Origin of the sequence: uncultured Thiodictyon sp., assembly GCA_903837595.1 — a bacterium.
GTDB lineage: Bacteria > Pseudomonadota > Gammaproteobacteria > Chromatiales > Chromatiaceae > Thiodictyon.
On sequence record CAILVI010000482.1, the window covers coordinates 23378 to 36344 of the forward strand.

At 65.8% G+C, this 12967-nt stretch carries 14 protein-coding genes; 1 reads left to right on the forward strand and 13 read right to left on the reverse strand.

Translation table 11 applies throughout. The features are described from left to right. Window positions 1-18: 18 nt before the first annotated feature. The 8 genes from QZY44_RS28925 to QZY44_RS28960 are packed head-to-tail and all read right to left on the reverse strand — an operon-like array spanning window position 19 to window position 8071. Window positions 19-924, reverse strand: coding sequence for a polysaccharide deacetylase family protein (locus QZY44_RS28925; protein WP_295456103.1), 906 nt, complete (start codon window positions 922-924; stop codon window positions 19-21). Continuing rightward, on the reverse strand, window positions 921-2621 hold the full coding sequence (locus QZY44_RS28930) for a glycosyltransferase family 39 protein (RefSeq protein ID WP_295456104.1): 1701 nt from the start codon (window positions 2619-2621) through the stop codon (window positions 921-923). The genes QZY44_RS28925 and QZY44_RS28930 overlap by 4 nt, the downstream gene beginning before the upstream one ends. Window positions 2622-2628: 7 nt before the next feature. Continuing rightward, window positions 2629-3672, reverse strand: coding sequence for a bifunctional UDP-4-keto-pentose/UDP-xylose synthase (locus QZY44_RS28935; protein ID WP_295456105.1), 1044 nt, complete (start codon window positions 3670-3672; stop codon window positions 2629-2631). A gap of 17 nt (window positions 3673-3689) precedes the next feature. Beyond that, window positions 3690-4649, reverse strand: coding sequence for a formyltransferase (locus QZY44_RS28940; RefSeq protein WP_295456106.1), 960 nt, complete (start codon window positions 4647-4649; stop codon window positions 3690-3692). Further along, entirely contained in the window at window positions 4646-5623 is a 978-nt protein-coding gene (locus QZY44_RS28945; protein WP_295456107.1) for a glycosyltransferase, read from the reverse strand. The genes QZY44_RS28940 and QZY44_RS28945 overlap by 4 nt, the downstream gene beginning before the upstream one ends. Before the next feature lie 3 nt (window positions 5624-5626). Next, on the reverse strand, window positions 5627-6742 hold the full coding sequence (locus QZY44_RS28950; protein ID WP_295456108.1) for a DegT/DnrJ/EryC1/StrS aminotransferase family protein: 1116 nt from the start codon (window positions 6740-6742) through the stop codon (window positions 5627-5629). A 4-nt stretch (window positions 6743-6746) separates the two neighbouring features. Continuing rightward, entirely contained in the window at window positions 6747-7118 is a 372-nt protein-coding gene (locus QZY44_RS28955) for an EamA family transporter (protein WP_295456109.1), read from the reverse strand. Further along, window positions 7115-8071 carry a GDP-mannose 4,6-dehydratase gene (locus QZY44_RS28960; RefSeq protein ID WP_295456110.1) on the reverse strand — a complete coding sequence of 319 codons (957 nt, stop codon included), beginning with the start codon at window positions 8069-8071 and terminating at the stop codon, window positions 7115-7117. Before QZY44_RS28960 ends, QZY44_RS28955 begins: the two co-directional genes overlap by 4 nt. 543 nt (window positions 8072-8614) lie before the next feature. Here QZY44_RS28960 and QZY44_RS28965 point away from each other — a divergent pair. Beyond that, window positions 8615-8815 (forward strand): DUF2892 domain-containing protein, encoded by a 201-nt coding sequence (locus tag QZY44_RS28965; protein WP_295456111.1) that lies wholly within the window; start codon window positions 8615-8617, stop codon window positions 8813-8815. A 61-nt stretch (window positions 8816-8876) separates the two neighbouring features. Here QZY44_RS28965 and murI read toward each other — a convergent pair whose 3' ends face one another. Genes murI through fabZ form a run of 5 tightly spaced genes read right to left on the reverse strand, consistent with a single transcriptional unit; the run spans window position 8877 to window position 12954 of the window. Continuing rightward, entirely contained in the window at window positions 8877-9713 is an 837-nt protein-coding gene (gene murI, locus QZY44_RS28970) for a glutamate racemase (RefSeq protein ID WP_295456112.1), read from the reverse strand. Window positions 9714-9719: 6 nt separating this feature from the next. After that, window positions 9720-10538 (reverse strand): exodeoxyribonuclease III, encoded by an 819-nt coding sequence (gene xthA / locus QZY44_RS28975; RefSeq protein WP_295456113.1) that lies wholly within the window; start codon window positions 10536-10538, stop codon window positions 9720-9722. Between the two features lie 36 nt (window positions 10539-10574). After that, window positions 10575-11747: a lipid-A-disaccharide synthase gene (lpxB, locus tag QZY44_RS28980; protein ID WP_295456114.1), complete on the reverse strand. Its 1173-nt coding sequence runs from the start codon at window positions 11745-11747 to the stop codon at window positions 10575-10577. Next, on the reverse strand, window positions 11747-12517 hold the full coding sequence (gene lpxA, locus QZY44_RS28985; RefSeq protein ID WP_295456115.1) for an acyl-ACP--UDP-N-acetylglucosamine O-acyltransferase: 771 nt from the start codon (window positions 12515-12517) through the stop codon (window positions 11747-11749). Before lpxA ends, lpxB begins: the two co-directional genes overlap by 1 nt. Beyond that, window positions 12514-12954, reverse strand: coding sequence for a 3-hydroxyacyl-ACP dehydratase FabZ (fabZ, locus tag QZY44_RS28990; protein WP_295456125.1), 441 nt, complete (start codon window positions 12952-12954; stop codon window positions 12514-12516). The genes lpxA and fabZ overlap by 4 nt, the downstream gene beginning before the upstream one ends. Window positions 12955-12967: the final 13 nt, after the last annotated feature.

The window sequence follows — 12967 nt, forward strand, 5'->3', positions numbered from 1 at the left end:
GCGCGGTTTCGCCTGGCATCAGGAAACCACCACACCCTGTACGGCCAAGAGCCCGCTGCGCCCCGGCACCTGCCGCCAATCGACCTGGTGGGTCGGCAGCCGCTCAAGGTCCAGGGTCTCGTAGACCGAGCGCAAGGGTACGATGCGCGGGCCACTGTCGAGCCACTGCTTGAGCAACGCGCGCATGACCGGCAGCAGCCGCTGCCCTTCGAGCTCCGCGTGCAGCGTATAGACATGGCCATGCGGCCGGCGATCACGGCTGGCGGCGAAGACGTGGTCCTGCACATTCGCCTCGGTGATCCCATCGCAACCGATCAGCTCATCGAGCGTCGGCAGGGTCGTCGGCAACTGAGGGCAGGTGGAACGCACGCCGTTTAAGATCGGATAGTAGGGGCAGGTGCCCCGGGTGTCGCTCGCATAGTCGAAGCCGAACCGCTGCTCCAGCGCCAAGACATTGGGGTTGATCTGCCAACCAGCGGCACCGTGGACCTTCGGCACCGCGGAGAAGACCCGCTCGAAGGCGTCGCAGGCGAGGCGCAGCTCCCGCTCGGTCCAGTGCGCATCGCGGTTGGCCACCTGATCCTGCCACTTGATGTGGTCATAGACATGGACGCCGACCTCGTGCCCCGCCGCGGCGCAGGCGCGCATCACCGCCCCACCCCGCCGGGCGATGTCCGGACCGGGCAGCAAGGTTCCGTAGAGCAGCGTTTTGAGCCCGTAGTGGTGAGCGACCGAGGTGCGCCTGACCTTGGCCAGGAAGCCCGGGCGGAAGACGCGCCAGAGCGCCCGCCCGGTATGGTCAGGGCCGAGACTGAACAGGAACGTCGCGCGGACCTGAAACTCGTCGAACAATTGCAGCAAGCGCGGCACCCCTTCCAGGGTACCGCGCAAGGTGTCGACGTCGACCTTGAGCGCGATGGTCATGGCGCGGGCGCCGCCGCAGCGGCTTGGGCTGTCGGCACACGCCGGAACAGGGTGAACAGGTCGAGGCGAACCGGCGGGAGCGAGCCCCGCCAGATGCGTTCCCAGCCCGCGCCGATGTCGATCTCCGCACCCCGACGACGCAGGTTGGTCTCGGTGACGATATAGTCACAACGCGTCTGGGCCGGGGAGTCCACATGTTCGGTCTTGATGCCGGCCACATAGTGCAACAGGCCGCGCTCGCATTCACGCAGCGGCATCATGTTGAGATCCGCCAGACAATTGAAGTCTGCCGGCAACTGGGCACGCAGCTCGGTGAATACCCCGCGATAACTGCGCGCCTGCTCGATCCAGGGCAGATGCAGCACCGCGAGCAGTCCCCAGATCAGGGTCAGACCCACCGGCCAGGCCAGCAGGGCGGCGGCTTGCGGCGGCCTCCAGCGCCACAGGCACCAGGCCCAACCGAGCTGGAAGCCGGCCGCGATGGCGAACACCACCCGGTCCCAGGTGCCGACATAATCGACGGTGAGGAACTCGCTCAGCCAGAACCACTGGGGCGGGCGTCCCGCGACGATGTTGTAGACCCAAAACGCCCAGATGATCAGTGACAGCAGACCGAAGAGTCCGGCGCTGAACCAGTAGCCGAACGTGACCACAGGGCGCGGCACGCGTTCCACCGCGCCGGCCGCCAGCACCGCCAGCAGCGGTAGCAGCGGCAGCGTGTAGAGCTCCCGCGCCGTACTGGAACCGAACAGCACACCCCAGCCGACCACGGATACCACCAGCGCCATCCGCACACCGGGATTGCGCCACGCCGTTTGCCGCCGCGACCAGAGGCTCCAGAGTGCCAATGGCAACACGGGCAGCGTCACCCAGGGGACCGTTTGCAGCCAGAACAGGTGAACGGTGGGCGGTCCAAGCTCCGAGAAACCCAGATAGCGGCCGAAATTGTTGTCCCAGAACCACAGATGGAAGAGCTCGGGGGAACGCAGATACAGTGCCGTCGGCCAGATCAGCAGCCAGGGCAACGCGGCCAGTGCCGCCACCAGCAAGGCCTTCAGGTAGGTCCAGGAGCGCCAGTCGCGAAACAGGACCAACAGCACGACGCTGATACCGAGGATACCGGGCACCAGCAGACCCTTGGACATAAAGGCCAGGCCGGCACCGGTCCCGAGCCAGAAGCCACCCCAGCGATCGAGCCGCGCGCGCAGCAGACCGTAACAGGCCATGGCCATGCCGGCCGTCAGGGCCGTGTCAGTGATCATGAAGTGACCGTTGATGATCAGCCCGACGGTCGCAATCAGCAGGATGACACCAATGAGCCCCCGGCCCTCGCCCCAGGTGGCGCGCGTCATGAGCCCGGTGAACAAGAAGGCGAGCGCCATATAGAGACCGCTCGCCAGGCGCGCGGCATCGTGGGCCGGCAGGTACCCGTCGAACAGGCGCACCAGGCCGGCCGCGGTGATGTAATAGGCCGGCGGCTTCTCCATGAAGGGATCGGCCGCGAGTGTGGGCACCACCAGGTCGCCGGTGGTGGCCATGTTGTAGATGATGCCGAATGAATAGGCCTCATCCTGCTTCCAGGGGTCGTGGCCGGTCAGGCCGGGGAGCAGATAGGCCAGGGCCAACAACAGGGTACCCACCCAGATGGCGGGCCCCGCGGCCAAACGGTCCGGTGCGACAGTGTCGGTAACGCTCATGAGGGCCTCAGTCGTCGATCAGTGCGCCGGCCGCCGCCACCTCGCCGCGATAGGCGTCGAAGATGTTACGCAGGGCGTCGCGGATGGTGACCCGCGGGGCCCAGCCAAAGTCCGTTTGGGTGTTTTCGATCCAGGGGACGCGGGTCTGGATGTCCTCGTAGCCCGCGCCGTAATAGGTGGTGGAGGGTACATCAATGAGGGTGACGGCCGCGGCGCCGGCCCGATATTCCGGAATCTCTTGTGCGATCTCCAGCATCAGCACGGCCAACTCGCGCACCGACAGATCGTTACCGGGATTGCCGATGTTGTAGATCTGGCCGGACGCCCGCCCACCCGGGTTGGCGATGATGTGCATCAGCGCACTGATGCCGTCTGAGATATCAGTGAAGCTGCGGCGCTGCTCGCCGCCGTTCACCAGCCGGATCGGCTCGCCGCGGGCGATGTGACCGAGGAACTGGGTCACGACCCGGGAACTACCCTCCTTAGGCGTGTGCAGGCTATCGAGTCCCGAACCGATCCAGTTGAACGGCCGAAACAGGGTGTAATCGAGACCCTGCTGTTGACCATAGGCCGCGATGACGCGGTCCATCAGCTGTTTGGCGCAGGAATAGATCCATCGAGGCTTGGTGATCGGCCCCAGCACCAACTTGGACTCGGTGGGATGAAACTGTGCATCCGGGCACATCCCATAGACCTCCGAGGTCGACGGGAACAGCACCCGTTTGCGATAGCGCACACAGGCGCGCACGATCGGCAGATTGGCCTCGAAGTCCAGCTCGAAAACGGACAGCGGGTCCGTGACATAGGTCGCCGGGGTGGCGATGGCGACCAGCGGCATCACCACGTCGCATTTCTTCACATGGTATTCAACCCATTCCCGGTTGATCGTGATGTCGCCTTCAAAAAAGTGAAAGCGCGAATGGTCCATCAAGGCGGCCACCCGGCCGCTGTTCATGTCCATACCGAACACGTCCCAATCGGTCTCATCAAGGATCCGCCGGGACAGATGATGACCGATAAAACCGTCGACGCCGAGAATCAGTATTTTCATAATAGGCTAGCAGTGGATCAAGCGCTGGCGGGGCCGACGGCGCGGGTCATTAATATGGGTAACTCAAGGATATCACTACCGAAGGCCGCGCGGAAACGCGCTGCCGTCAGGTCCTCGTCGCCCAGCGCGAGCCGGGTGATGCGGGTGCGCCGCGCGTCTGCACAGTCGACATAACAGGCCGCCCCCTCCCAGTAGAGACGCGCGCCCGCGCCGCGCGCGGACTCGCCCTGGAAATGACTGCCCAGCAGGGCGAGCCGCCGCCCACCCACCTCGGTGAAGGCCCCCGGATAAGGGGGGGCTACGGCACGGATCAGGTTATGGACGTCCCACGCCGAGCGCGTCCAATCGACGCGCCCGTCCTCGGGCCGCCGGCCACCGTAATAGCTCCCCGCGGCCAGGTCCAACGGCGACTCCTCATGGGTGCCGGCCAACATCCGCGGCACGGTGCGCAGCAACAGGGTCTCGGCCGCGCAGACGATCCGGCCGAAGACCCGGTCGGCCCTGTCGTTGGTGAGGATTGGGACGGCCTGCTGGTCCACCAAGGCGCCGGCATCCGGCTCCTCGACCATCCGGTGCAGGCTGGCACCGGTCTGCCGCTCCCCGTGCAGCACGGCCCAATTGACCGGCGCCCGCCCGCGATAGTGGGGCAGCAGGGAGCCATGGAGGTTGAAGGCGCCGCGCGTAGGCAACGCCAGCAATTCAGCGCCGAGCAGGCGGCGGTAATAGAAGGAGAAGAGCCAGTCCGGCGCGGCAGCGCGGACCGCAGCGACGACCGCCGGCGCATTGGGCCGGGTCGGCGTGATGCAGGGGATGCCGGCCCAGGCGCACAGTTCGCGCACACTCGCGAACCAGCGCTGCTCGGCGGGATCATCCTCGTGGGTCACCACCAATGGGACCGTAAGGCCCAACTCCAGCAAGACCGCCAGGCTGCGCACGCCCACCTCATGGTAGGCGAAGACCACCGCACGCTGACTCACGCGTCGACCCCGGTCGAATCAAACCGGGGCCGCAACTGCGTGCGGATCAGATACAGTGGGCGGCCGTTGGATTGGGCATAGATGCGCCCAACATACTCACCCAACAGGCCGATACCGAACAGAATGGCCCCGCAGAGAAAGAACAGGATACCGAATAAGGTGAAAACGCCCTCGGCCTCCGGTCCGACGACCAGGCGCCGCAGCGCAAGATAGAGGACGAACACGAAGGAGGCCGCCGAGATAGCAAAGCCCGCCAGCGAGAACAGCTGCAGCGGGGCCAGCGAGAAGCCGGTAATCAGGTCGAAATTCAGATTGATCAGGCGATACAGCGGGTATTTCGACAGACCCGCCGCGCGTTCCTCGTGGGCGACGACGATCTCAGTGGGATTGGCGGAATAGAGATAGGCCAGGGCCGGCACGAAGGTGCCGACCTCCTGCGAATCCAGGACCGCATCCACGATCTCGCGGTCATAGGCCCGCAGCATGCACCCCTGGTCGGTCATATGCACCCCGGTGATGCGCTCACGTAGCCGGTTCATCGCCCCGGAGGCCGCCTTGCGCCAGGCGGGGTCCTGACGATCCTGCCGGATACTGCCCACATAGTCGTGCCCCAGGTCCATGGCCGCGAGCAGCTTGGGGATCTCCTCGGGCGGATTCTGCAGGTCCGCATCCAGGGTCAGGACCCGCCGCCCGAGCGACTCGGCGAATCCGGCCAGGATGGCACGGTGTTGGCCCACGTTACGGCGCAGCAGCAACACGCGTGTGACATCGGGGCGCAACGCGTATTGTTGGCGCAGCAACTGCGCCGATCGGTCATGGCTGCCGTCGTCCACCAACACGAGCTCGTAGCACAGGCCCAGTGCATCAAGGACCGGGTAGAGTCGCTCGAAGAGCGGGCCCAGCACCGCCTCCTCGTTATACACGGGGACGACGACTGACAGGTCCACCGCCGCTGTGGTCGCCACCTTGACCATGGTTTATTCCGATAAAAGGTTAGACATGGCCTCGCAGACCCGCTCCACGTCAGCCAATTCCATCGCGGGAAACAGGGGGAGCGTCAGGGTCTGGGCGCCGATCCGCTCGGCGTTCGGGAAATCACCCGGGCCGTAGCCGAGCCGACGATAGAGGCCGAAGGTGTGGATCGCCGGGTAATGGATGCCGGCGAGGATGCCGCGCGCGGCGAGTGCGCTCAGGAAGGCCGGACGCGTCGTGCCAAGCGCCGCGAAGTCTACACAAACACAGTACATGTGCCAACTGTGTCCCGGCAGGTCCTGCGGCACCAGAGCCGCGCCGTGGCGCGGCAGACAGTGCGCGTAGTGCAGGGCCAAGGCACGGCGGCGCGCGATGAAGTCATCCAGGCGCGGCAACTGCACCAGACCGATGGCGGCGCTCACATCCGACAGGTTCATCTTGCCGCCCCACTCCGGGACCTCAATGTTGCCCTCGGCGTCTTTCTCGATCCCATGGAAGCGGATACGCGCGAGCCGCCGCGCCATCCCGGGATCGGCGATCGCCAGGGCGCCACCCTCAATGGTCGTGATGTTCTTGTTCGGGTGGAAGCTGAAGCACACTGGGTTACCCGTCGCGCCCACCGGCCGGTCCAGGTAGCGGGTGCCCAGCGCCTGGGCGGCATCCTCGATCACCAGCACGGAGCGCTCCCGGGCCAGGGCGTAGAGCGGCTCCAGGTCGACCGGCAGACCCGCAAAGTGGACCGGCATGATCGCCCGGGTGTGCCCGGTGATCGCCCGCGCCACGGACGCGGCCGTGAGATTGCGCGAGTGCAGATCGACATCGACGAAACGCGGACGGGCACCCACCCGCAGCACCACGTTCGCGGTCGCCGCAAAACTCATGGCCGGGACGATGACCTCATCCCCCGGACCGATATCGTGCGCCAGGAGCGCCGCCTCCAGCGCGCTGGTGCCGGAGTTGAAGGCCAGCACCCGCACGCCGCCGCCGATGTAATCCGCCAGCGCCTGCTCGAAGGCCGCGACCTTGGGTCCAGTCGTAATCCAGCCGGAGGCCAGAACCTCGGCCACGGCCCGTTGCTCGGCCTCGCCGATCGTCGGGCGGGTAAACGGCAACGTCTGCATTGCTTCAAGACCTCGCCAGTACGAGCACGCCGATCACGATAATCCCGATCCCGCCCACCTTGGTCAAACTCATTGATTCACCCAGCCAGGCCCAGGCCGCCACGGCATTGACGACATAGCCGATGGACAGCATCGGATAGGCGATGCTGACCTCGACCCGGGACAGCGCGAGGATCCAGACGCCGACGCTGACCACATAGCAGCCCAAGCCGACCCAGAGCCAGGGCTCACCCGCCAGACGCAGGGCCGCCACGCCGGCATCGGATAGACTGAGATCGATGGCACCCGCCCCCTTGACGCTCGCCTTGAGTGCCAGCTGGGCGATGGCATTCAAGAGCACTCCGGTCAAGACGAGGGCAAAAGCCACCAGGTTCATAAGGCCTCTGTCATCAAACGAACGACATCGCTCATACGCTGTGCCGCGCTCCACCCCAAGACCTGGCGCGCGCGCAGGGGCGAGGCACCGCTGTAAGGGATGTCGGTGGGACGAAACAGGTCAGGGGATTCGTCCACATGCTCACGCCACTCCAAACCATGAATCGCAAAGGCCGTGGCAACGAACTCTTCCAAGCGATGGGAACTGCCGGTCGCAATCACGAAATCTTCCGGCGTATCCAACTGCACCATGCGCCACATTGCGTCCACATATTCCGGCGCCCAACCCCAATCACGGGAGATATCCAGGCGGCCCAGCAACAGGCGCTCCTGACTGCCGGCGGCGATCCGGCCGGCGCTCTGGATGATTTTTTGGGTCACAAAGCGCTTAGGGCGCAGGGGTGACTCATGGTTGAACAGGATACCAGTACTGGCGTGTAACCCATAGGATTCACGATAGTTGGCGACCAGCCAATGCGCCGACGCCTTGGCGACCCCATAGGGGCTGCAGGGGCGAAATGGCGTATGCTCATCGGCCGGCTCCCCGCCGGTGTCGCCGAAGCACTCGCCGGAGCCCGCGTTATAGAAGCGGACCGGTTTGCGGCGCAGGCGGATGGTCTCCAGTACATTCAGCACGCCAGTCACGATGCTTTCAAGTGTTTCGGCCGGCTGCTCAAACGACAGGCTGACCGAACTCTGCCCGGCCAGGTAGTAGATTTCCGACGGGTCGCTACGGTCGAGCGCGGTCAGCACGCTCCTGAAGTCGTTCGGGGCCATGGAAATCAGCCGCACGGAATCGGTGATGCCGAGCGTATTGAGATTGGCCGCGCGGGTGCTTTGCGCGTCGCGGGAGGTACCCCAGACCTCGTAGCCCTTCTCCAGCAGCAAGCGCGCCAGCCAGGCGCCATCCTGGCCGGTCACTCCACAGATCAACGCCCGCGGTCCGCTCGTCATGGTTTTTGATGGCTCCAGTCTATCCACGCGAATCTGCACGCTACGCAGGCGCCGCAACTACGCTAAAGGTCTATTGTAGAAAAAATGTCACCTCGGGTCGTAGGGTGCGCGCTCGCGCGCCCTGACGCGGCAACCGCGCCGGCCAACACGAGGTTAACGGGCCGTGAGCGCGAGCCGATCATAGCCGCGACGCGGGTGATCGGCAAGCCGTGCGGCGGCGCCGGTCGGGGCGAGCGCACCGAAAGAGTTGCCCAGCGCACAGCCTGTCGCCCCACCCGACCGGCGTCCCAGGCTATTCCAAGTCAAGCACCGGTCGGGCGCGGGGGTTATCATCACGGACCATGGCGGCACGCCCGGCCGCACCCACGCTGCTGCGCACTGCACGCGGGCGCCCACGTCGACATCGGCGCTCGCTACGGCCCGCCGCGAGCGCCCCCGAAGGACTGGAGCGGTCGCCGAGCCGGAACGCAACCAACGCTGAAACATCGGCAGTGCGCCGCCTACGCAGTCGCAAGATCCATCAAATCACGAGGAGTTCCAACTATGAGCCTGAAGAAAAACGTCGGCCAGACCGACCGCACCATCCGCTTGGCCGCGGCCGGTATATTGGTACTGGCCGGGGTTTTATTGCACCTGTGGTTCCTGTCAGTCATCGGTCTCATCCTGCTGATCACCGGCACCACCGGCTTTTGCCCGGCCTATGTCCCCTTCAGAATCAACACCAATAAGGACGGCGAGGACTGACCCGACGGGCCTGGCGAGCCCGCGGCGTGCGGGGAGGCAGGGGCGGCCGGCCGTGCGCGGGTCACGTGCAACCCCGCGGCAAACGCCCCTCAGCCGGATCATCCGGCAGCGGCGCCAATGTCACCGGCGCCTCCCACAACCGCGAGACCAAACCCCAACCGGCCGCCGGGTGCGCACTGGTCCAGAAGCGTTCCGTGCCGCAGCGCCCCGCGGGCGCCAATAGCCCGCTGGTCTCCAGGCGTCGCCTGACCTGGCGGGCGACCGCCACCCCTGAGTCCAGCACCGCCACGCCGGGGCCCGCCAATTCACCGATCAGCGACCTGAGATAGGGATAATGGGTACAGCCAAGGACGATGCTGTCGGCGCCGCGCTCCAGCACCGGTCGCAGGTAGTGCGCGAGCAGCGCGCGGGTGTAGTCGCCGTCCAGGTCCCCCGCCTCGATCCGCTCCACCAACCCGGGACAGGGCTGTAGCAGGATCTGGGTCCTGGCCTCGGCACTCACCCGCGCCAGGAGAACGCTGAAGCTGTGGCTGGCCAGGGTCGCACGGGTGGCCAACACACCGATCACCCCGCTGCGGCTGAGTTCGACCGCCGGCTTGACGGCCGGTTCCATGGCGATGATGGGCACCGGATAGCGGCTGCGCAGAAGCCGGGCGGCCGCGCCGGTGGCGGTATTGCAGGCCACCACCACGGCCTTGGCACCCTGCCCGATCAGGAACTCGGTGAGCACCACGGCCCGCGCCTCGATCAACGCCGGCGACTTGTCACCATAGGGGGCGTGACCGGAATCGGCCACATAGAGCAGATCCTCGGCGGGCAGTTCGCGGCGGATCTCCTTGAGGACGGTCAGACCGCCAACGCCGGAGTCGAAGACACCGATCGGATGTTTGGGGGTCATCCCGCTTCAGAAATCAAAGCTAGCCCACACCGGGCAGTGGTCCGATGGCCGCTCCATGGCACGCACTGCGTAGTCGATGCCGGCATCGCGCAGGTGCTCCTTGAGCGGGGCACTGATCAGGATCAGGTCGATGCGCAGCCCCCGCCGGGGCTCCCGGTCGAAGCCCTTGGAGCGGTAATCGAACCAACTGAAACGGTCATCGGCCGCCGGATGCAGCACCCGGTAGGCGTCATACAGGCCCCAGTCGGCAATGACCTTCAGCCATTCCCGCTCCTCCGGCAGGAAACTGCACTTGCCGTCCCGCAACCAGCGTTTGGCGTTATCCGCCCCGATACCGATATCCAGATCCAGGGGCGCCACGTTCATATCACCCATCAGCACGAGCTTTTGGTCGGGCCTGAAGTGCTCCCGCAGATAGGCCGCCAGGTCCTGATAGAAGCGCGCCTTAGCCGGAAACTTCACGAGATGATCGCGGCCCTCACCCTGGGGGAAATAACCATTGATGACAGTCAGCTCATCATTCCCAGGCAGGGCATAGCGCGCGGTGATCACGCGCCGTTGGGCATCCGGTGGATCGGCGGGAAACCCCTTTTCGACTGCCAGCGCATGCGCCTTGCTGAGGAGCGCGACCCCATAGTGCCCCTTCTGGCCATGGAACTGCGCGCAATAACCGACCTCTTGCACCGCCTCCAACGGGAATTCCTCATCGACCACCTTGCTCTCCTGGAGACCCAGGATGTCGGGGTCGAGCCCCGCCTTGAGGGCCGCCAACTGGTGGGGCCGGGCGCGAATGCCATTGATGTTGAATGAACAGATCGTGAGCACCTCAGCACCTCTCCTGCGGCAATTGCCGAACAACAACTAGGCCGCTGCGGTAGGCGCGCGCCCAATCAATTCGAGCACCGCCAGCGCCGCCTCGCGGGCGGCGTTGTGCCGCATCCCGGCATGGATGCGGGCATATTCAGCGGTAATCTCAGCCACCCGCGTTTGATCGTCGAGAAGCGCCAGGACGGCCGGTGCCAGCAGGTCAGCTCGGCACCGATCCTGGAGAAATTCGGGTGCCAGTTCGCGGCCCGCGAGCAAGTTGGCCATGGCCGCGTATTGGACCTTCACCAGACGCAACTGCGTCGCCACCTGGTAGGTCAGGGGATGAACGCGGTAGCCGACCACCATCGGACGCTTGAGCAGGAGGGTCTCCAGGGTCGCGGTACCCGAGGCGGTCAGCACACAATCAGCCGCGGCGATGACCTCACGGCCCCGCCCGGCAACCAGGGTCACCGGCAGGTCCGGGGCCAGGCGCTGCAACTGCGCGGCGAAATAGGCGTGCAGCCGCGGGTTGACCAGCGGCACGACGAAGCGCAGATCGGGACGGGCCTGCAGACAGCGCACTGCGGTCTCAATGAAGGGCACGGCCAGGCGCTCCATCTCGCCACGGCGACTTCCGGGCAGCAAGGCAACGAGGGTCCCGTGCTCGGGGAGATGCAGAGCCGCACGGGCGGCCGCGCGGTCGACCTCCAGCGGGATCTGATCGGCCAGCGGATGACCGACATACCGAGCCGGCACGCGGTGGCGGCGCAAGAAGTCCTCCTCGAACGGAAAGACGCACAGCATCAGGTCCACCGCGCGTACGATCCCCTTGACCCGACCCGGGCGCCAGGCCCAGACGGTGGGACTCACCAGATGGACAGTGCGGATGCCAGCCGCACGCAGTCGCCGCTCCAGACCCAGATTGAAGTCCGGCGCGTCGACGCCGATAAAGACATCTGGCCGTTCCTTAAGGAAATAGCGCGTGAGCTCCCGGCGCAATCCGAGCAACTCCGGCAGATGACCGAGCACCTCGACGAGCCCCATCACGGACAGGCGCTCCAGGGGAAACAGGGTCTGGCAACCGGCGGCCAGCATACAGGGCCCAGCCACCCCGACGCAGCTCAAGCCCGGCACCAGCCGCCGGAGTTCCGCCACGACGGCACCACCCAGCAGATCGCCGGAGGCCTCGTTGGCGACGATACCGACCCGCAGCTCGCCCGACTGCATCAGCGCACGATGCTGCGGGTGCGCTCGGCCACGAAGTCCGCCAGGGCAGCGACCTCCGGGGCCTCAGCGACCAGGCCGCGGATGCGCTCCAGGGCCTCGTCCAACTTGAGTCCACCCAGGTAGAGCGCACGGTAGGCCCGCTTGATGCCGGTGATGGCCGCCGGGGTGAAACCGCGGCGGCGCAGTCCCTCGCTGTTGATCCCGTGGGGAGCGGCAGGCTGACCACCGACAGTCACATAGGGCGGCAGGTCCTTGCTCACGGCCGAGCCCATGGCACAAAAACTATGGGCGCCGATCCGGCAAAACTGGTGCACGATGGTGAAGCCGCCGAGGATCGCCCAGTCCTGGATCTCAACATGCCCCCCCAGCGAGGCGGCATTGGCCATGATGACATGATCGCCGATGCGACAATCATGGGCGACATGGGTATAGGCCATGAACAGATTGTCATTGCCGATCCGCGTGACCCCCTGATCCTGGATGGTCCCGCGGTGCACGGTGGCGCATTCGCGAATCTGGTTGCGATCACCGATCTCCAGGCGGGTTTCTTCCCCGCGGTACTTCATATCCTGGGGGTCCTCGCCCACCGAGGCGAACTGGAAGATGCGGTTGTCCCGCCCGATCCGGGTGGGACCGCGGATCACGGCATGCGGTCCGATGCGCGTACCGCCGCCGATCTCGACCCCAGCACCAATCACCGCGAAGGGGCCGACCTCCACCCCCACATCGAGTTGGGCGCCTGGGTCGATGACGGCGGAGGCGTGAATCAAGCGATGAAGTCCCGGGCGGTACACATGATCTCGGCGCTCGCCACCAGGCGGTCGTCCACCCGCGCCTCGCCGTTGAATTTCCAAATGCCGCGGCGCACGGCCAACAGGTCCACCGACAGGATCAACTGGTCGCCCGGCTCGACCGGCCGTTTGAAGCGTGCCTTGTCGATCCCGACGAAGTAATAGAGGGCCTTCTCACCCACCTCGTCCGGGCGCGAGGCCATGGCGAGCAGTCCGGTCGCCTGGGCCATCGCCTCGACGATCAGGACCCCGGGCATCACCGGGCGTATCGGAAAGTGGCCGGCGAAATAGGGCTCGTTGAAGCTGACATTCTTGAGCGCGACCAGGCGCTGGTCGCGCTTGAATTCGAGCACCCGATCGACCAATAGAAAGGGGTAACGGTGCGGCAACAGGCTCAGCACCTTGTGAATATCCATGGTGATGACGTCC